Below are 19,900 nucleotides of genomic sequence, written 5' to 3' on the forward strand. Positions count from 1 at the left end.
GCTCGAGTCTTCAGTCACTCTCTGGTTAAAACTATAGATTCTATACCTAATACTATAGACTCTATACCAATGCTCGTGAATCGACGCTCGAGAACACGTTGAGAACCGGTCTTCGAAATCGCGCTCCGTTCACCGAGAACTGGCTTCAGCGGTGGTCGTAGACGCGCTTGACCTTCCCGACTTCCGTCCGCTCGATGCCACCGGGCTCCTCGATCGTGAGGGTATCGGGGGTGAACGAGAGTACGTTCTGGAGGCGGGTGAGTACCCGGTCGCGCAGTTCCTCGCGGTCGCCCTCGAAGTCGTGCTCGCACTCGATGGTGATCTCGAGGGTGTCCAGGTTGTTCACTCTGTCCAGGTCGATCCGGTAGTGAGGCGCCACCTCGTCGAACTCGAGGACGACGTCCTCGACCTCGCTCGGGTAGAAGTTGACCCCACGGATGATCACGAGGTCGTCGGAGCGACCGGTGACGTTGTCCATGCGGATCGTGGTGCGTCCGCACTCACACTCCCCGCTCGAGAGCGTCGTCAGGTCGCCGGTCCGATACCGGAGGACGGGAAGGGCCTCCTTCGAGAGCGTCGTGAGGACGAGTTCGCCCTCTTCTCCTTCCGGCAGGGGTTCGCCGGTCTCGGGATCGACGACCTCGGGGTAGAACCGGTCCTCGTGGATGTGCAGTCCCTCCTGGGCCTCCACGCACTCGATGGAGACGCCGGGACCGACGATTTCGGAGAGGCCGTAAATGTCGATTCCCTTGACGCCGAGGCGTTCCTCGATGGCCTCGCGCATCGGGTCCGTGCAGGGTTCGGCACCGAAGATGACCACCCGCAGCGGGAGGTCCTTGAGGTCGACGCCCATGTCTGCCGCGGTCTCGGCGAGGTACAGCGCGTACGACGGGGTGCAGGCGATGGCGTCGCTCCCGAGGTCCTGGAGCATCTCGACCTGGCGCTGGGTGTTGCCGCCGCCGATCGGAATTACGGTCGCGCCCAGTTCCTCGACGCCGTAGTGGAGCCCGAGACCGCCTGTGAAGAGCCCGTAGCCATAGGCGTTCTGAACCGTATCGCCCGCGCCGAGGCCGGCGGCCTCGAGACACCGGGCGACGGCGTCGCTCCAGACGTCTACGTCGTTTTGTGTGTAGGAGACGATCTTCGGCTTTCCGGTGGTTCCCGAGGAGGCGTGGATCCGGACGATGTCCTCGTTGTCGACGGCGAACAGGCCGTCGGGGTACTCGTCGCGGAAGTCCTCCTTCGTCGTGAAGGGGAGTTTCGTGATGTCGTCGACCGTCTCGATGTCGTCGGGGGTGAGTCCGGCGTCCTCGAGCGCGTTCCGGTAGAAGTCGACGTTCTCGTAGGCGTTTCGCACCGTTTCCTGTAAGCGTTCGTTCTGGCACTCCCGGAGTTCGTTCCGCGGAGCGGTCTCTATTGCCTGGTAGGCCATCTCATCTCCCTCTCTGGAGTGGGGCACCAAAAATTATGTGGTAGGCACAAACCACCCACGGCGTCGGGGAACGCAACGTCCGTCGATGGTGACAGCGACTCGACTCGAGCGACAACTGCCAGGGTCCGAAGCTATATACCCGCCACCTGACAAGGACCGGGTATGCGGGACGTCTACGTCATCGGTGCTGGACAGACCGCCTTCGGTTCGTTCCCGGAGCGAGGCTACCGGGACCTGTTCGCGGAGGCGTACGCGGCCGCCAGAGATCGGGTCGACCACGGCCTGGACACGGACGACGTCGACGAGGCGGTCGTCGCCACCCTCGGCGTCGGCGGCCGCCAGATCGGCCTCTCGGGGCCGGCCGTCACGGAACACGTCGGCCTCCACAACGTGCCCTGCTCGCGGATCGAGAACGCCTGCGGCGCCGGCGGCTTCGCCGTCCGCCAGGGCGTCCAGGCGATCAGGAGCGGCATGGCCGACGTCGTCCTCGCGGGCGGCTTCGAGGTCATGACCGACATGTCCGGCGACACCACGAAGTACTGGCTCGGCGTCTCCGGAGAGACCGAGTGGGAACGCCTCACCGGCACCACTTTCTCCGGTGTGTACGCCCAGATGGCCAGCGCCTACCTGGACGCCTACGACGCGACCCCCGAGGACCTCTCGCGAGTCGCCGTCAAGAACCACGCCAACGGCGCGAAGAATCCGAAGGCCCACCTCGACTTCGAGTGCTCGCTCGAGGACGTCGTCGCGGCGCCGGCGGTCGCCGACCCCCTCAATCTCTACCACTGCTGTCCGACCTCCGACGGCGCCGCCGCGGTCCTCCTCGCCAGCGAGGACGTCGTGGCCGAGTACACCGACGAGCGCGTTCGCGTCGCGGGCGTCGGTGCGGCCAGCGAGCGGGTCGGCCTCGCGGAACGCGACAGCTACACGAGCATCTCGGCCTCCCAGGAAGCCGGCAGACGAGCCTACGAGCGCGCGGGAATCGGCCCCGACGACCTCGACTTCGCCGAGGTCCACGACTGCTTCGCCATCGCGGAACTCATCGCCTACGAGGACCTGGGCTTCTGCGAACCCGGGGAGGCGCCGCGACTCCTCCGCGAGGGCGTCACCGACCCGGACGGCGACCTCCCGGTCAACACCTCCGGCGGCCTCAAGTCGAAAGGTCACCCCATCGGTGCGACCGGCACCGGGCAGGTCGTCGAGGTCTTCGATCAACTGACCGGAAACGCGGGCGACCGCCAACTCGAGGACCCACGCTACGGGCTCACCCACAACGTGGGCGGGAGCGGTGGCGCGACGGCGGTCCACGTCTTCGAGCGGGAGGTGGCGCGATGACCGCCTCTCGAGCGAGCGGCGAGGCGCCCGGCCCGAGCGAGGCGACAAAGCTTGGTATCGCGGGCGTCGGCGCGTACGCCCCCGACTACCGGCTCACTGCGGAGGCCATCACGGAGGCCTGGGGGCAGTTCCAGGGCGCCGGCATCTCCGAGACCGCCGTCCCCGCTGGCGACGAAGATACGCTGACAATGGCCTACGAGGCCGCCCAACGGGCGCTCGAGGCCGCAGACGTCGACCCCGGAACCATTACGCACCTCCTCCTCGGGACGACCACGCCACCGTACGAAGAGGAGGCGCTGGGGCCGCGCCTGACCAGCTTCCTCGGACTTGCCTCGTCGCTCGAGAGCCGCCAGTTCACCGGGAGCACCCGCGTCGGCGCAGACGCACTCCGGACGGGCCTCGAAACCGCGACCGACGGCGCCGTCCTGGTCGTCGCCAGTGACGCCCCACGTGGCGCCCCCTCGGACGAACACGAGCACGCGGGTGGAGCGGGCGCCGCCGCGCTCGTCTTGACGCCCAACGGCCCCGGGAGAGTCACTGACGCCGGAGAGTACGTCGACGCCGTCCCCGGAATCAGGTATCGAGAGGCGGGTTCGAGGGAAACGACCGGCCTCGACATTACGCAGTACGACCGGGACGCCTACACCGACGCCGTCGCGTCGGCCGTCGAGGGGCTCGAGTCCTCCCTCCAGGACGTCGACGCCGTCTGCCTCCAGTCGCCGAACGGCAAACTGCCATACCGTGCGGCGAGCGCGCTGGGGGGCGACGCCGAACGGATCCAGGCGGGGACGACCGTCCACGACATCGGGGACACCGGCGCCGCGAGCACCCTCCTCGGGCTCGCGAAGGCGCTCGAGGCCGGCCACCGCTCGCTCGGCCTGGTCGCGTACGGGTCGGGCGGCGGCGCGATCGCGATGCGCCTCGAGGTGGGCGGAGGCGACGCGGACGGTGGCGACGAGACCGACGCGGGCGGTGACTCCAACTCGAGCGACAGCGTCCCCGTCGAAACCGCACTCGAGGGCAATCGAACGCTCTCCTACGGCGAGTACCTCCGCATCCGCGGCGACGTGACGCCCGGCGAACCCGACGGCGGCGGCGCCTACGTCAGCGTCCCCAGCTGGAAACGGACGATGGCCCAGCGCCACCGCCTGGTCGCGGGCCGGTGTCGGGAGTGCGGGCGGCTCGCGTTCCCGCCTTCCGGCGCGTGTCGGGAGTGCGGAACGCTCGACGAGTACGACGACGTCGAACTCCCCGGGACGGGAACCGTCGAAGCCGCGACCGTGATCGGCCAGGGTGGCGCCCCACCGGAGTTCGTCGAGCAGCAGGCCCGCGAAGGGGCGTTCGTCAGCGCCGTCGTGGCCCTCGACGGCCCCGAACCCGACGACGAGCCCGTCTCGACCCCCACGCAGGTGCTGACGCCCGACACGGCGTCCGTGTCGGTCGGCGACAGCGTCGACGCGACGGTCCGGCGGATCTACACCCAAGAGGGCGTGACCCGGTACGGATTCAAGATGCAGTTGCTCGAGTCCTGATCCTCGACTCCTGAGCGCCCGAGTTCTGAGCACTCGAGTCCTGATCGCTCGAACTGGATTTTCGTCTCGACAAAATAGCGCGCTCGAGCTGGCTCACTCCCGCTCGAAGACGACGGCGACGCCCTGGCCGAACCCGACGCACATGGTCGCGAGACCGTAGCGGCCGTCGCGGCGAGCCAGTTCGTGGAGCAGGGTCGTCGTAATGCGGGCGCCGGAGCAGCCCAGCGGGTGGCCGAGCGCGATGGCGCCGCCGTTGACGTTCAGCTCGTCGTCGTTGAACCCGAGTTCGTCGGCGCAGTAGAGGCTCTGGGAGGCGAACGCCTCGTTGAGTTCCACGAGGTCGAGGTCCGAAACCGAGAGGTCGGCGGCCTCGAGCGCCTGCCTGGTGGCGGGAATCGGCCCCGTCCCCATCACGGTCGGATCGACCCCGGCGACGCCGCGGGCGCCGACGCTGGCCATAATCTCGAGACCGCCTTCCTCGGCGTACTCGCGACTCGTGACGAGCAGCCCTGCGGCGCCGTCGGTCAGCGGGGAGGCGTTGCCGGGCGTTACGGTCGCCGCGTCGTCGTCCGCGAACACGGTGGGGAGGCCGGCGAGGGTCTCGAGGTCGGTGTCAGGGCGGGGGCCCTCATCCGTATCAACTGTCCTGTCAGGCGCTTCGACCGGAACGACCTCGTCGTCGAACCGACCCTCGTCCCACGCCTCGAGCGCGCGTTCGTGCGAGCGAAGAGCGAATTCGTCTTGGGCTTCCCGCGAAATGTCGTACCGCCTGGCGACCCGTTCGGCGGTCGCACCCATCGGCAGGTCGTCGGTTTCGTAACGCTCCTCGATGCCGGGGTGGAGCCAACTCGAGAACGGGATCCGGCTCATGTGCTCGACGCCAGCGACGGGGTAGACGTCGCCGTCGCCCGTCTCGACGGCCCGGACGGCGTCGACGAGCGTCGTCAGCGATGAGCCACAGAGCCGAGTCGTCGTGGCTCCAGGGACGGTCTCCGGGAAGCCACCGGCGAGTAGCGACTGGCGGGCCAGGTTCCGCCCCTGTTCGTTCTCCTGGTTGGCACAGCCGAGTCGGAAGTCGTCCCACTCCTTGGCGGGGACGCCCGTGCGTTCGACCAGCGCCTCGAGGACGGTTACGACGAGGTCCTCGGGGTAGGTCTCGGCGAGTCCGCCGTTCTTGCGTCCCTGCGGCGTCCGTACGGCATCGACGATAACGGCCTCTGCGTCGGCGTCTGTCATCACGAGGGTGGTCGGACGGTCGGGGGTTAAGCGTTTGGCTCCCTGCAGTGGTCGTCGGTCTTGTGGGGTCGGGGCGGCGGCGAACGACCCGACGCGCAGGGTTGTTCGCCAGGCCGAACGTATCGCCCGAACGGAAACGGCTTTCACACAGCCCCGAAAACCCCGACACATGCGAGTCGCAGTACTCGGCGCCGGCACCATGGGCCACGGCATCGCCCAGGTGACGGCCATGGCGGGCCACGACGTGACCGTGCGAGACATCGAAACCGAATACGTCGAGAACGGCCTCGAGTCCATCGAGGCCAACCTCGAGGGCGGCATCGAACGCGACAAGGTCACCCGCGAGGAGGCCGACGCCGCGCTCGAGCGCCTCTCGGGAACGACGGATCTCGCGAACGCCGTCGAGGGCGCGGACCTCGTGATCGAGGCCGTCCCGGAGGACATCGACCTCAAGACGGGAACGCTCGAGGACGTGGAGGAACTCGTCGACGACGAGACGATCATCGCGACGAACACCTCGTCGCTGTCGATCACGGAGATCGCGAGCGCGGCCGAACGCGACGGACGGGTGATCGGCCTGCACTTCTTCAACCCGGTCCACATCATGGGGCTGGTCGAGATCGTCGTCGCCGAACAGACTGACGACGACACCGTCGCGTTCGCCCACGACTTCGTCGACGATATCGGCAAGACGCCGGTCGAAGTGACCGACTCACCCGGCTTCGCCTCCTCGAGACTCGGCGTCGCCCTCGGCGTCGAGGCGATCCGGATGGTCCAGGAAGGGGTCGCCGACCCGCGGGACGTCGACGCCGCGATGGAACTCGGCTACAACCACCCGATGGGACCCATCGAACTCGGCGACGTGGTCGGCCTCGACGTTCGCCTGGACATCCTCGAGTACCTGCGCGAGGAACTCGGCGAACGGTTCAGGCCGCCCCAGGCGCTCAAGCGGAAGGTACGTGCCGGCAAGTTAGGCAAGAAGACCGGCGAGGGGTTCTACGTCTGGGAGGACGGCGAGATCGTTGGCGTCAGCGGCGAGTACGAGGGTGACGGCGGCGAAGACGGTGACAACCGCGGAGGGGCGAACTGATGCTCCCCGACGAACCCATCGACGGCGTCGAGGACGTCGACGCCGCGGCCGAGGACTGCGACCTGGTCCACGCGAGCGTCGGCGACCACGTGCCCGGCGTCGCGACCGTCACGATCGATCGCCCGGACGCCCGAAACGCGCTCAACGCGCAGGTTCGGCGCGAGTTGAAGGAAATCGCGGCCGCCATCGTCGAGAGTGACGTCCGCGTCGTCGTCCTCACGGGTGCCGACGAGGCCAAGGCGTTTGTCGCCGGCGCCGACGTCGGCGAGTTCCGCGATCGGAGCGCCCTCGAGCAGCGTGAAATCTCGAAGCGCCCCCGCGTCTACGAGGTCATCGACGACATGCCCCAGCCGGTGATCGGCCGGCTCAACGGCCACGCGCTGGGCGGTGGCTGCGAACTCGCCCAGGCCTGTGACGTGCGAATCGCCCACGAGCGGGCGAAGATCGGCCAGCCGGAGATCAACCTCGGGATCATGCCCGGCGGTGGCGGCACCCAGCGCCTCCCCCGTCTCGTCGGGGAGGGCCAGGCGATGCGCCTGATCCTCTCGGGCGACCTGATCGACGCCGCAGAGGCGCTCGAGATCGGTCTCGTCGATGTCGTCTGTGGAGACGCCGAGGAACTGGACGAGGAGGTTTACGGCCTCGCGGAGTCGATGGCCGAGCAGAGCCCCGTCGCCCTCGAACTGGCCAAGACCGCCGTCAAGGCGGCTTCCCGGACCGACCTCGAGCAGGGCATCGAGTACGAGGCCGAACTGTTCGCTCAGCTGTTCGGAACCGCGGATAAGAACGAGGGGATCGACGCGTTCTTCGAGGATCGAGAGCCGGAGTGGACGGGAGAGTAGCCCGAGTTTCTGGGTCTTTTGCGGACGCTGTTCCGCCCGTCTACGGATCTCGCTCGAGTCGTCGTACCAGCCGACTGTACGTGTACAGAAAATCGCGCCGATGGTCGGCTCGAGCGCCGTTCAGGCGGGCGTCTCCCGCTCGGCCGGCGGCAGTCGGACGGCGTCGACGATGGGTTCGTCGAACGAGAGGCGCATGGCCAGGTCGCCGCCGCTTCGACCGGTGATCCGAAACCCCAGTTTCCGGTAGACGTGTACGGCTCGCTCGTTGGCCGCGTCCACGTCGAGCGTGAGCGCCTCGTGGCCGTTCTCGGCGGCCGTGGCGATCGTGTGCCGGCAGAGTTCGCTCCCGACGCCGCCGTCGTGGTAGTCGGGGTCGACGAAGATCACGAACTCGGGTTCCGCGCTCGAGTTTGCCGCGTAGGCCGCGTGGCCGACGACGCGCGTCCCGTCTCGAGCGACGAGATTGGTGCCCGTCTCGAGCAACGCGTCGAGCCAGGTATCGATTCGCTCGAGACGAATCGGCGGCAGTCCCATCGACCGGTGTGCGTCGGGGTAGTCCGCGTACATGGCTCGGAGGCCCTCGCGGTGGCGGTCGCTCGCTGGTTCGACGAGGAGCGCTCGTCCGTGTTTGTCGATGAAGCGTGGGCACCGGGGCGGACAGCCAGCGGTCCCCTCACACGCTGACGGGTTCCAGGCGGCGCAGGTATCGGTCGACATTATCGTTCTTGTCAGTAGATACGGATGCCAGCACCATCACGTTCTCCCCGAACATGCGTGGGTAGTTTTTGAGCTACTCACGACTGAAGTCGTGGGATTCAGCGTGGACTCCCGTTCTGGCCGATTCCTCGGCAGGAGAATAGCCTCCATTCACGTTCATTATCCCGCTGTTCAAGCGCACGCCCAAGGATGCGCCTCCGCCAGACCCAGTTTGGTTCCGACGGAGATACCGTAAGCCGATGTTCTTCGCGGCGTTGTAATCTGCGTGATTCTCGTACCCGCACTTCAGACACTCGAACTCCTCGCCGTTGCGGTTGTCAGGGTGCGTGAACCCACAGTGCGAGCAACGGCGTGACATGTTCTCGGGGTCAACCTGCTCAACTGTGATGCCGTGTTCCTCGGCTTTGTACTCGACATACTCGTACAGACGGTTGAACGCCCACTTGTGTCCCCACGACGCGCCAGTTCGCTCACGGATGTCGGTCAAGTCCTCGAACGCGATGACCGTACACCCGTTCTCACGAGCATCAGCGACGAGTTCGTTGCTGATACGGTGAAGCATTAGCTTGAACCGATCTTCTTCCTTCCGTCCGACTGACTGGATGTTCTCGTGTGCCCAGCGCGTTCCGCATTGTTGGAGTGAGCCACGACGTTTCTCGTACTCGCGCCGCCAGTGGTCGAACTCGTCGCCCGTCCAGAACGTGCCCGTCGATGTGACGGCGAGGTTGTTCACGCCGAGGTCAACCCCGAGAACCGTTCCGTTCTCAGGTGTTGCCTTCTCCGACGTGTCAGACTCCACATCCTTCTTGCAGTGGACGTGAAGCACCCAGTAGCCGTTGTGGTAGTGTAGTTCCGCACCCGTGATTTCGTATTCGTGTGAAAATAGGTACTCCGAGTGCGGCGTGTCACTATCCTCGCCGGGCAGTACGTAGTCGGCTTCGATGCGACCATCTGTGGTGGCGAGAGATACGTAATCGTCGTGGAATGTGGCGGTTCGGTGGTCGTAGACGACGTGTGGGCTGGTGAACGTCGGCTTCGAAGCTTTCTTGCCGTTTTTCCAGCGTGCGACGACGCTTTTGCAAGCTTCAGCGGCCTTGTTCCGAGCGGCTTGCACCAACCCACCGTTGAACCCGTCCGTTTTCTCGCGTACGTCGTCGTAGGTTTCGTCGTCTAGCGTGGTTTTGCTGGTGGTGACGTAGTCACCTTTGAAAGCGTGGTCTACGACGTGCTGTGCCGACCAGAGGAACGTGTCTACGGTGTCTTCGAGGAGTGCGGCGCCGTCGCTGTCCACGTCGAGTGCAACGGGGACGGTACGCCGCACCTCCATATCTTATATGTAGCACTGGTATTTCTTAAACGCTGGGGAGTCGGCCTGCCACTGTAGCGTGGTTTGGTTCAGCAGTGACGGATTCATCCCACGGCTAAAGCAGTGGTTTTTCTCCTGAATTTTGTATAACTCTCGAGGGGCGAACGCCGCCTCGAGCGAGTGTCTCGAACGTGCGGCGAGTCCTGATCCTGCGCTCACTCTGGCGAAACGGTCGTCACTGGTCGCTCACTGCTGCGGACGACGGCGAGACGGTCGTCACCGGTCGCTCGCTACTGAGGATTACCGCCTGGGTGACGCTCCCGAAGAGCACCTTCCCGGTGGGCGTCCGCTTGCGGCCGGAGAGACAGATCATGTCGGCCTCGAGGTCGGCCGCCGCCTCGACGAGTTCGCTCGCCGGGTCCCCACTCGACTCGAAGTACTCGTACTCGACGTCGTGGTCCTCGAGGACGTCGATGGCGCGTCGGACGGAATCGAGTTGCTGGATCGACGCCCCCTCCGGGTTCTCCTGGAAGACGTGGGTCAGGATTGCGGTCACGTCCGTACTCGCTGCGGGCAGCGAGGCGATCATTCGAGCCTGGGCCTGTGCTCGTTCGACGTTCGTGTCCAGACCGACCAGTATTCGGTACATGCGCGTCGATTGTGGTGGAATCGTCATAATCTCTCGGGTCCAGGGGTCATTCGAGGCGATTTGGGTGTGCTGCTCGAGGGGCCGTCGGTCGGGACATATGACGGGAGGAAAATCTATTTATCCGCTCTATTGGAACAGTCGTATCATGGCATACAGCTACGAGCCTCACTACTTCGAGGACTTCGAAGTGGGACAGACCTTCGAGAGCGTCGGCCGAACCGTGACCGAGTCCGACTTCGTCCTCCACTCGATGTTCACCGGCGACTGGACCGAGCTCCACACGAACAAACACTTCGCGGAGGAGGGTCACTTCGACGGGCGGGTCGCTCACGGCCCGATGACGTTCACACTGGCGACCGGGTTCGTCTACCGCTGTGGGATCGTCGAGCGAACGGTCTACGCCTTCCTCGGGATGAACTACATGAACATCCCCAATCCGGTCTACATGGACGACACCATCGAACTCGACATGGAGGTCACCGAGAAGCGCGAACTCTCGAGCAAGGACGACGCGGGCCTGGTGACGATCGATACCACCATGACGAACCAGGAGGACGACGTGGTGTTCGAGGGCGACATGAAGTTCCTCATCAAGATGCAGGAGTAATATTTCAACGTCGTTCGGGGTGAACCGTTCGTCTTCGGTCGATTTTCCGACAGTCGAACTACTTCTGGGACATATATAACCCGTTCATCTACGGGTGAATATTTATACAACATCCGCGATAGATGGACTTGTGACTCGAGATACCATGAGACAGGGGAACAGGCGGCAGTTTTTGAGGGGTGCAGTCGCTGGCGGGGCAGCCGGGCTGACCGGACTCGCCGGGTGTATTCAATCGTCAGGTGACGGCAATGGCGACGGGAACGGGAATGGAAACGGCAACGGCAACGGTAACGGAAACGGCAACGGCGGCGCGAGCGGAACCGTTCCACTTGCCGTCCTCGAGCCGTTCACGGGGCCATTCAGCGCGCTGGCCGAAGAACGCCACCGAGGAACGGAACTGGCCATCCAGCAGATAAACGAGAGCGACGAGTACGAGTTCGAATTCGAATACGAGGAGTACGACACCCAGCTCGACTCCGAGTCCGCGATCCAGGAGGCGAACAATGCCGTCCAGTCCCAGGGCGCGGAGTTCTTCACCGGGTGCATCTCGAGTTCGGTCGCCCTGGCGATGAACGAGTTCGCCCTGAACAACGAGGTGCTGTACACGCCGGGGGCGGCCGACGTCTCCATCACCGGGGAGAACTGCAACGAGTGGGTGTTCCGGTTCGAGACGAGCACTGCCCAGATCGCGGAAGTCATGTCGCGGTGGATGGCCGAGGAAATGGGCGACCAGCTGTTCTACCACATAGCCGACTACGCCTACGGCAACTCCGTCCACAACGAGATCAGTACGCGGATGGAGAACCTCAGCGATGGGTACGAGGAAATCGGCATCACCCGCTCGGACCCCGGTTCGACGGACTTCGCCTCGTTCATCACGCAGATTTCGGACGCCAGCGACGAGGCGGATGCGCTCGTCGTTGGGATGACCGGCGCGGACCTGGCGACGTTCCTCACGCAGGCGAAAGATCGAGGGCTCCACGACGACATTCCGATCGTGACGACGACCGGATCGTTCCGGGCCGTGATGTCCGGTGCGGGCGAGGGTGCCTACGGCATCTACAGCGGGACCCGGTACGTTCCGACGATCGAGACCGGCGACAACCAGACGTTTGTCAGCGACTACCAGGACGCTTACGACGGCGACCTCCCGGACAACTTTTCGCGCGTCGGCTACGAATCGATCCGAATGGTCGCGAACGGTATTCGGGAGGCCGGTTCGACCGACCCTGCTGACGTCAAGGACACCCTGCCTGGTATGGAACACGAGACGATTTTCGGTCCCGTCGAATTCCGGGAGTGCGATCACCAGGCGACGAACCCGGTCTGGATGGCCGAATGCGTCGAACCCGAGGAGGGGGACATCGCGGACGTGAACCTCCTCGAAGGGTGGGAACTCGACGGCGAGGAAGCTGCCCCCGACTGTGAATCGACGGGTTGTTCACTCTGACCGGAGAGCACTAGTTGAATGATATCTTCACACATCCTTCTGGAGGGGGCCACGACCGGAGTCTTTTCTTTCGTCTCCTTGCAGGGACTGCTGGACGGGCTCACGGTCGGCCTCATATACGTCCTGCTAGCGGCCGGGCTTTCCGTGATCTTTGGGGTCATGCACGTTATCAACTTCGCCCACGGCGAACTCTTTACGCTCGGTGCGTACTTCGCGCTCGCGTTAATTGCACCCCTCGGTGGCGGTTACGCGTTCTTCGCCGCCCTGTTGATTGCACCGCTTCTCGTCGGGGTCGTCGGCGTGGCGATCGAACGATTCACCGTCCGACCGCTGTACGGTCGAAATCCCCTCTATCACATCTTGCTCACGTTCGGACTGGTGCTCGTCATCAACGACCTGATCTATCTGGTGTGGGGGACGGGGAACCGCTCGTTCAATCGCCCCGGGATTATCCGTGGCACCTTCGAGCTGTTCGGGTTTAGTTTTAGCTCGTACAACCTGTTCATCATCGTCTTCGGGACTCTCGTCGCCCTCGCCGTCTGGGCGGCGCTCGAGCACACGCGGTACGGGCTCATTATTCGCGCCGGGTCACAGGACCGCCAGATGGTCCGGAATCTGGGTATCGATATCGACCGATACTACTCGCTGGTGTTCGGTGCTGGCGCCGCCCTCGCGGCGATTGCAGGGATCATCGTTGGCGGAACCCAGCAAGTGAGCCCCAGCATGGGGATGTCGTTCATCATCCCAGCGTTCGTCATCGTCGTCCTCGGCGGTCTCGGAAGTTTCAAGGGTGCGGTCGTCGGGGGGCTTCTCGTCGGGGTTCTCCAGGAGACGATTATTCGACCCAACGTCCCCGCGCTCGAGGGGACCGTGATCTTCCTACTGATGATCGCGATTTTGTTGGTTCGCCCACAGGGGCTGTTCGGAACCGAAGCTCCGGAGGACGAAAGCGGGACGTTACTGGCCGGAACCGACGGTGGCTTTCTGGATCAGGACACGCGACTGAAACTCGGGTTCGTGATGGTGGTCTTGCTGGTGTTGATTCCGTTCGGAAGCGGCTGGCTCTACTCGGGGTACGCAGTCACGCTCGTGACCCGGATGCTCCTGTGGGGACTGTTCGCGCTGTCGCTCGATTTCGTCATGGGGTACACCGGCCTCGTTTCGCTCGGCCACGTCCTCTTCTGGGGGCTTGGCGCATACACGGCCGCGATCACGCTGATCAACGTGAGCGAGTCCGCGTTCGTCGCAATCGCGCTGGCTATCGCGCTCTCTGCGGTGGCCGCGTGGATTGTCGGGGTTCTCTCCATTCGGGTCGCCGGCGTCTACTTCGCGATGATTACGCTCGCGTTCGCGGAATTGTTCTACAACGCGATCTATTCGATGGATACAATTTCGCTCTTCGGTCTCATCGAGGAGCGGCCGTTTACCGGCGGTTCGGACGGGCTCTTTGGCTTCGGCGCGTACTACGGTGTCGGAGGCGCCGGCATCGAACTCAACGAAATCGAGGTCGTCCTCGGTCCGGTCGTCCTCGGTGGCTCAGCCCTGTTCTACTACGTCGTACTGGCCGCCCTCGTCGCTTCGTTCTTCCTCACCCGACGAATTCTCAACTCGCCGTTCGGCGCGGTCATGAAAGCGATCCGTGAGAACGAACAACGGGCGACGTTCCTCGGCTACGACACGACCGTCTACAAGCGCCGTGCGTTCGTCATCAGCGGGGCAGTTGCCGGACTCGCCGGCAGTCTGTCAGCGCTCAACACGGGACTCGTTACGCCCTCGGCCGTCGAGTGGATCAAATCGGGCGAGGTTATCGTTATGGTCGTCCTTGGGGGCATGGGGACGCTGTACGGGCCGATTCTGGGCTCGTTCGTCTTCTTCGGCCTCGAGAACGTGCTGACCGACTTCACCGGCTACTGGCGACTGGTACTCGGTGTCATCTTCATCCTGTTCGTCATCTTCCTTCCGCGGGGACTGGTCTCGATCCCGGGACTACTACGACCACTCCTCTCGGGTGGGCCCGGCTCGAAACCAACGCCGGACGACACAACTCCCGGAGGTGACGACTGATGGCGACCGAACCGCTTCCGAGCAACGCAGACCCTATCCTCCGCACCGAGGGACTGGTCAAACGCTTCGGCGAGTTCACGGCGACGGATCACGTCGACCTCGAGCTCGAGCACGGCGAGTTCCGGAGCCTGATCGGGCCGAACGGGGCCGGCAAGACGACCCTGTTCAACCTCATCTCCGGGGCACTTCCGGTCACGGAAGGGGAGATATACTTCGCCGGACGCGACGACGAGGAACCGACTGCCATCACGTCGCTCTCGCCGGCCGAGCGCGTCCGCCGCGGCATCGGCCGATCGTTCCAGATATCGAATATATTTGGTGGCTTATCAGTTAGAGAAAACGTTAGGCTGGCAGTCCAGTCGGTAAACCGAGAGGAAATTGGGCTGCTCGAGTCGCTGTTTCGACCGACCGACCGCTACGACGAGATCACCGCCGAAACCGAGCACATTCTCGAGCGCGTCGGCCTCGAGTCGGTCGCGGACGTCACCGCTAACGCGCTTGCGTACGGCGATCGCCGTCGTCTCGAGATCGGCGTCGTTCTGGCGACCGATCCCGAACTGGTCTTGCTCGACGAGCCGACCGCCGGAATGAGCGTAGAGGAGACGCGAGAGACGATCGATCTGATCCAGGACGTCCTGGTAGATCAGACATTATTACTCATCGAACACGACATCGAACTCGTCATGGAACTTTCCGATCGAATCAGCGTGTTGAATCGCGGTGAACTCCTCGCGGAGGGAACGCCGGATCAGATCGCCAGTAACCAGGCCGTCCAGGACGCCTATCTCGGAGGGACGCTCGATGAGTGATCGCGTCCCACTTCTGGAACTCGAGGACGTCGACGCGGGCTACGGCGAGACGCGAGTCCTGCACGACCTGTCGCTCGCGATCGACGAGGGTGAAATCGTCTCGTTGATCGGGCGCAACGGCGCCGGTAAGACGACGACGCTCCGGTCGATTATGGGAATTATCACGCCTACGTCGGGAACGATCGCCTATCGCGGCGAGGATATCTCCCAGCTCGACGCCACGGCGACCGCCAAGCGGGGACTCTCGCTCGTCCCCGAGGAGCGCCAGATCTTCCCCGAGTTGACCGTCCGGGAGAACCTCGAACTCGCTTCCTACGGCGGGGCTGACGAGGTCGATTCGCTGTCGGTCGACGAGGCGCTCGAGACGTTCGAGAACCTCGCTGAACGCCACGAAAACGCCGGGTCGTCGCTTTCGGGCGGCGAACAGCAGATGCTCGCCATCGCCCGGGCGCTCGTCGCGGGGGCCGACCTCATCCTGCTCGACGAACCGACCGAGGGGCTCGCTCCCTACATCGTGCAGGACGTCATGGACATCATCGAGGACCTCAACGACCGGGGGATCACGGTTCTCCTCATCGAACAGAACGTCCACGTCGGCCTCGCCCTCGCGGACCGGAACTACGTCATCAACCAGGGCGAGATCGTCTGGGAGGGGACCTCGGCGGAACTCGAGGCCGACGAGGAGGTACTCGATCGGTTCCTCGGCGTCACCGCCTGAGAACCGTCTCCCCCGTGCGGGATATTTGGCTCGAGTCGCCGCTGGCCGGCGAGTCACGACCTCCCGCTCACGGCGTCCAACTTACGACGAATCCGTCACCGCTCGCATGACGGGGTTCGCCGTGATTCCGTGGACGACGATCGAGACGAGGACGACGGCCCCGACGAGCGCCCAGAGCAGATCGGCGTCGGAGAAGGCGGCCTCGTTGAGGCCGTGAGCGAGATAGTAGAACGAACCGATTCCTCGGATACCGAAGAACGCGATGGCGCCGCGTTCGGCCCACCCCGTACTCGAGCCGAGGAAGCCGACGAGACCGGCCAGCGGACGCACGAGGAAGACGATGACGACGGCAGCGATCGCCGCCTCGAGCGTCAGCGGCGCCAGTAGTCCCCCGGCAATCGCCCCGCCGAAGAAGACCATGATGACCCCCATGGAGACCTGTTCGGCGAGTTCGCTGATCTGGTGGAGCGCGTCGTTGTACTCGTGCGACCGTTCGGAACTGCGGATCGTCACTGCGGCGACGAAGACGGCGATGAAGCCGTAGCCGCCGACGAGTTCGGTAATCCCGTAGACGAGGAGTGTCCCGGCGACGGCCTCGAGCCCCTGGACGGACCTGGCGATCTGTGTGTTCGGTTCGGTGCCGAAGATGAGTCTGGCGCTGATCCAGCCGAGGATGACGCCGGCGAGGGTCCCGACGACGACCCGGTAGCCGACGTCGACCAGCAGCCACTCCCCCATCCAGTTACCCGGGGCGATGCCGACGAGGGCCATGGCGACGGCGAGGTTCGTGAACGGGAAGGCGAAGCCGTCGTTGAGTCCGGCCTCGGAGGAGAGCGCGAACCTGACCTCGTCATCGTACTCCCCCTCGCCGATCACGTCCTCTTCGGATCCGTCTCCGGGGTCTTCAACCTGAACTTCGGAGGCGAGCACGGGATCGGTCGGAGCGATACACGCCCCCAGGAGAATCGCCGTCGGGACGACGAGGCCGACCAGCCACCAGCCAACCAGCGCCGCACCGGCGATCGATAACGGCATTGCGATCAGCAGCAATCGCCAGGTCGACGACCAGGCACGCAGCCCTGGCGCCCGGTCGAGTTTCAGTCCGACGCCCATCAGCGCGATGATGACCCCGAACTCTGCCAGTCGTTCGACGACGTGGCCCTGCTCGAGCGGATCGGGGGCAGGGAGCCCGAACGGTAATCCGAACGCGAGAAACCCTAGGACCACGAAGAAAATGGGCAGAGAGATCGCTCTGTCGGCGACGTATCGGGGGAGCACGGCGATGCCGAACAGCGTCACACCGACGACGACGAAGCCGATGTCGTACAACTCGAGTACCACACCGATACTATCCATCAACGATCGGATAAGACCGGACCCGTCAGTTGCAGGCACAGCGTCGTTTACCGTGGTCGTCGTTCGTTCGCTATGGACCGACGGTTCGGAGGGGCGTCGAGTGTGTCGGAGTCGAGCGAATCGGGGCGGATTGAGTCAGAGTCGAGTGCGTCGGATCGAATCTCGAGACGCACCGCGCTCGGCATCCTCGGCGTCGGCGTTACCGCGTCGCTCGCGGGCTGTACCCAGGACGTAGGTGAGGAACTCCCACCGAATAAGTCCTGGCCGATCGCCGAACTCGTTCCCGACCTGCCGATAACGAAACGGACGGACGTGTTCGCGGCGGGAGTAGAGTCGGTAGACGACGAAATCACCGACGAGGACGCGTTCGCAGAGACGCTCGAGTCCGAGGGACTCGAAGTCGAGTCCCTCGAGCGCGAGCGGGACGTGCTGACCCTCGAGTACATCAACCGGGAGCGGTACGAAACGGGGACGATCCACGAACTCGGACCGATCGTCGGAGCCTACGCGGCCCTGGTCGACGCCGGCTACGACGCCGTCGCCCTCGCGATCACGATTCTCGACGACGCGCCCGAATCCTACGGCTCGGCGACGGTCGAGAGCGCGTGGGCCGAACGCTACGTGAGCGGCGACCTGACGGCCGCCGAGTACGGCGAACTGGTGGCAGGGACGATCGATTCGCGGCGCCACCCGCCGTTCGTCGGCGTCTCTCCGGAGGAGTAGCGTGATCGAGTAACCCGCGCCGGTCGTCTCGGTAGCCTCGTCCAGGACGACACTCGAGTTGGTGCCGATAGTCCGTCCTCTAGGTTTCCGCCGATAGCCTACCGATTCCCGCGGCGTTTATTACGTTCCCTTCCCGTCTTCGGGGTATGACCATCTACGAGAGCGACCTTCCCGGCGTCGGCAAGAAGTACGAGGTGGAACTCGAGGACGGGGAGCGCCTCGTCATCGTCACCCACAACACGGGCAAACGGGAGATCTACAAGAAAGTCGAAGAGGGCGCCGACAGCGAGAAGGTGTTCGAAATGTCCGATCGGCTCGCCCGCAAGGTGGGAACGATCCTCGAGGGGGCGTACTTCCAGCCCGTTCAATCGGAGCGCGTCGAGACCATGCTCACCGGCGAGACGTTCATCGAGTGGTACAACCTGGACCCGGCCTCGGAACTCGTCGGTCAGACCATCGCCGAGGCACAGATCCGCGAGCGGACCGGCGTCTCGATCGTCGCGATCCAGCGTGGTGAGGAGGTTCTCGCCGCACCGGGCCCGGAGACGACGTTCGCGGCCGACGACACGCTCGTCGTCGTCGGCGACCGGGACGACTGTCGGGACTTCGAGTCACTCGTTGGAGGCGACGGCGGAAGGTGATCCCCGTGCAGCCACCACTGGAGGTGTCCGAGAGTGGCAGCTGAAACCCACCTCGTCGACGTCGGCGCGCTCTTCGCCGTCGCCGCCGTCGCTGGCCTGCTCGCCTCGCGCATCGACCAGTCGGTGATCCCGTTTTACATCATCGCCGGGATGCTTTCGGGCCCGTACGTGCTCGGAACGGTCGACCTTCCGGCCCTCCTGGGGACCGGCGTTCTCCCACACGGGGAGGCCCTGGCGCTCGACGGCCAGTCGGAGTTCATCCACCTGGGCGCCGAACTCGGGATCGTCTTCCTGTTGTTCTTCCTCGGCCTCGAGTTCAACCTCGAGCGACTGCTGGCGTCCAGACACGACATCGGGAGGGCCGGGAGCGTCGACCTGGCCATCAACTTCGGCGCCGGACTGGTCCTCGGGTTCGTCCTCTTCGAATCCCTCCTCGCGGCCCTGCTCGTCGCGGGCATCGTCTACATCTCCTCGAGTGCGATCATCACCAAGTCCCTGATCGACCTCGGCTGGATCGCCAACGACGAGGCGAACCCGCTGCTCGGCACGCTCGTCTACGAGGACCTCTTCATCGCGATCTATCTCGCGGTCGTCTCCGCGCTCGTCCTGGGCGGCGGCGACGTTGGCGAGGCGCTCGGCTCGATCGGGGTCGCGATCGGGTTCATCCTCGCGCTCTTGATACTCGTCCAGTTCGGCACCGCCTGGTTCCAGCGGAGCCTCGAGACCGACTCGAACGAGTTCCTCGTCCTCCGCACGCTGGGAATCCTCGTCCTGATTGCAGGCGCCGCGCTCGCCCTGGGTGTGAGCGAAGCCGTCGCCGCCTTCTTCGTCGGGATGGCCTTTTCGGCGACCGACCACGTCCACGACCTCGAACAACTGCTCGAGCCCGTCCGGGACGTCTTCGCCGCCATCTTCTTCTTCTGGATCGGCCTCGAGACGAACCCGCAGCTGTTCGCCGGCGTCGCCGGGTTGATCGCCGTCGCGGTGATCGCCACGACGCCGACGAAACTGCTGAGTGGCTACCTCGGTGGTCGAATCTACGACCTCGACGAACGACGATCCCTGCGGGTCGGCCTCGGCATGACGACTCGCGGTGAGTTCTCCCTGATCATTGCGAGCATCGCCCTGGCCGGTGCTGGCGGGGCGCTTTCGGACTCGATTGCGACCGACATCTACGCGTTCGCCGTCGGCTACGTCCTCGTCATGAGTATCCTCGGGACGACCCTCATGCAGTACGCCGACCGTGTCGAAGCGGTGCTCGTGCCGCGCCTCGAGGCGCGCAGCGGGGCGGTCTCGAGCGGCGATTGATCGATCGATTCGACCGTCGAGTTTCTTCGTCCGAAACGAACTCACAGCAGACGTCGGTACGACTCGCGCCAGAGTTCAACAGACA

Annotated in this window: 18 protein-coding genes; 12 read left to right on the plus strand and 6 right to left on the minus strand. The window is 64.6% G+C overall.

Annotated features, from left to right (window positions below):
• Window positions 1-145 precede the first annotated feature (145 nt).
• Window positions 146-1,432, minus strand: a complete 1,287-nt coding sequence (paaK, locus tag ACFQS4_RS08360; RefSeq protein WP_497901071.1) for a phenylacetate--CoA ligase PaaK — start codon at window positions 1,430-1,432, stop codon at window positions 146-148.
• A 162-nt stretch (window positions 1,433-1,594) separates the two neighbouring features.
• Between paaK and ACFQS4_RS08365 the strand changes: the two genes are divergently transcribed.
• The gene (locus ACFQS4_RS08365) at window positions 1,595-2,767 is read left to right on the plus strand and encodes a thiolase domain-containing protein (protein WP_497901072.1); all 1,173 of its coding nucleotides are present in this window, start codon (window positions 1,595-1,597) and stop codon (window positions 2,765-2,767) included.
• Window positions 2,764-4,299: a zinc ribbon domain-containing protein gene (locus ACFQS4_RS08370; protein WP_497901073.1), complete on the plus strand. Its 1,536-nt coding sequence runs from the start codon at window positions 2,764-2,766 to the stop codon at window positions 4,297-4,299. The genes ACFQS4_RS08365 and ACFQS4_RS08370 overlap by 4 nt, the downstream gene beginning before the upstream one ends.
• A 93-nt stretch (window positions 4,300-4,392) precedes the next feature.
• Here the strand turns inward: ACFQS4_RS08370 and ACFQS4_RS08375 are convergent, their stop codons facing one another.
• Window positions 4,393-5,535: a thiolase family protein gene (locus ACFQS4_RS08375; protein ID WP_497901074.1), complete on the minus strand. Its 1,143-nt coding sequence runs from the start codon at window positions 5,533-5,535 to the stop codon at window positions 4,393-4,395.
• Window positions 5,536-5,704: 169 nt separating this feature from the next.
• On the opposite strand from ACFQS4_RS08375, the gene ACFQS4_RS08380 reads away from it, so the two are divergent.
• On the plus strand, window positions 5,705-6,625 hold the full coding sequence (locus ACFQS4_RS08380; protein ID WP_497901075.1) for a 3-hydroxyacyl-CoA dehydrogenase family protein: 921 nt from the start codon (window positions 5,705-5,707) through the stop codon (window positions 6,623-6,625).
• Complete coding sequence (locus tag ACFQS4_RS08385) at window positions 6,625-7,467, plus strand: enoyl-CoA hydratase/isomerase family protein (protein ID WP_497901076.1); 843 nt, start codon at window positions 6,625-6,627, stop codon at window positions 7,465-7,467. The genes ACFQS4_RS08380 and ACFQS4_RS08385 overlap by 1 nt, the downstream gene beginning before the upstream one ends.
• A 120-nt stretch (window positions 7,468-7,587) precedes the next feature.
• Here ACFQS4_RS08385 and ACFQS4_RS08390 read toward each other — a convergent pair whose 3' ends face one another.
• From ACFQS4_RS08390 to ACFQS4_RS08400, 3 genes are all read right to left on the minus strand, one after another.
• Window positions 7,588-8,184 carry a GNAT family N-acetyltransferase gene (locus ACFQS4_RS08390; RefSeq protein WP_497901077.1) on the minus strand — a complete coding sequence of 199 codons (597 nt, stop codon included), beginning with the start codon at window positions 8,182-8,184 and terminating at the stop codon, window positions 7,588-7,590.
• 73 nt (window positions 8,185-8,257) lie between these two features.
• The gene (locus ACFQS4_RS08395) at window positions 8,258-9,511 is read right to left on the minus strand and encodes an RNA-guided endonuclease InsQ/TnpB family protein (RefSeq protein ID WP_497901078.1); all 1,254 of its coding nucleotides are present in this window, start codon (window positions 9,509-9,511) and stop codon (window positions 8,258-8,260) included.
• A gap of 214 nt (window positions 9,512-9,725) precedes the next feature.
• Complete coding sequence (locus ACFQS4_RS08400; RefSeq protein ID WP_497901079.1) at window positions 9,726-10,139, minus strand: universal stress protein; 414 nt, start codon at window positions 10,137-10,139, stop codon at window positions 9,726-9,728.
• Window positions 10,140-10,284: 145 nt separating this feature from the next.
• On the opposite strand from ACFQS4_RS08400, the gene ACFQS4_RS08405 reads away from it, so the two are divergent.
• The 5 genes from ACFQS4_RS08405 (at window position 10,285) to ACFQS4_RS08425 (ending at window position 15,787) form a co-directional block, all read left to right on the plus strand.
• Window positions 10,285-10,746 carry a MaoC/PaaZ C-terminal domain-containing protein gene (locus ACFQS4_RS08405; RefSeq protein WP_497901080.1) on the plus strand — a complete coding sequence of 154 codons (462 nt, stop codon included), beginning with the start codon at window positions 10,285-10,287 and terminating at the stop codon, window positions 10,744-10,746.
• 145 nt (window positions 10,747-10,891) lie between these two features.
• Window positions 10,892-12,196, plus strand: a complete 1,305-nt coding sequence (locus ACFQS4_RS08410; protein ID WP_497901081.1) for an ABC transporter substrate-binding protein — start codon at window positions 10,892-10,894, stop codon at window positions 12,194-12,196.
• Between the two features lie 18 nt (window positions 12,197-12,214).
• On the plus strand, window positions 12,215-14,260 hold the full coding sequence (locus ACFQS4_RS08415; protein ID WP_497901082.1) for an ABC transporter permease: 2,046 nt from the start codon (window positions 12,215-12,217) through the stop codon (window positions 14,258-14,260).
• On the plus strand, window positions 14,260-15,069 hold the full coding sequence (locus ACFQS4_RS08420; RefSeq protein WP_497901083.1) for an ABC transporter ATP-binding protein: 810 nt from the start codon (window positions 14,260-14,262) through the stop codon (window positions 15,067-15,069). The genes ACFQS4_RS08415 and ACFQS4_RS08420 overlap by 1 nt, the downstream gene beginning before the upstream one ends.
• Window positions 15,062-15,787, plus strand: coding sequence for an ABC transporter ATP-binding protein (locus ACFQS4_RS08425; RefSeq protein WP_497901084.1), 726 nt, complete (start codon window positions 15,062-15,064; stop codon window positions 15,785-15,787). Before ACFQS4_RS08420 ends, ACFQS4_RS08425 begins: the two co-directional genes overlap by 8 nt.
• 81 nt (window positions 15,788-15,868) lie before the next feature.
• On the opposite strand, the gene ACFQS4_RS08430 is transcribed toward ACFQS4_RS08425, so the two are convergent.
• A complete protein-coding gene (locus ACFQS4_RS08430; RefSeq protein WP_497901085.1) occupies window positions 15,869-17,128 on the minus strand; it encodes a cation:proton antiporter in 1,260 nt (419 codons plus the stop codon).
• Window positions 17,129-17,245: 117 nt separating this feature from the next.
• Here ACFQS4_RS08430 and ACFQS4_RS08435 point away from each other — a divergent pair, with 117 nt between their 5' ends.
• From ACFQS4_RS08435 to ACFQS4_RS08445, 3 genes are all read left to right on the plus strand, one after another.
• Entirely contained in the window at window positions 17,246-17,866 is a 621-nt protein-coding gene (locus ACFQS4_RS08435) for a DUF8159 domain-containing protein (RefSeq protein WP_500192863.1), read from the plus strand.
• 146 nt (window positions 17,867-18,012) lie between these two features.
• Window positions 18,013-18,507, plus strand: coding sequence for a cation:proton antiporter regulatory subunit (locus tag ACFQS4_RS08440; protein ID WP_497901087.1), 495 nt, complete (start codon window positions 18,013-18,015; stop codon window positions 18,505-18,507).
• Window positions 18,508-18,540: 33 nt separating this feature from the next.
• Complete coding sequence (locus ACFQS4_RS08445) at window positions 18,541-19,815, plus strand: cation:proton antiporter (RefSeq protein WP_497901088.1); 1,275 nt, start codon at window positions 18,541-18,543, stop codon at window positions 19,813-19,815.
• The last annotated feature ends 85 nt before the right edge of the window (window positions 19,816-19,900 follow it).

It is taken from the genome of Saliphagus sp. GCM10025317 (assembly GCF_042663665.1).
Lineage (GTDB): Archaea > Halobacteriota > Halobacteria > Halobacteriales > Natrialbaceae > Natronosalvus.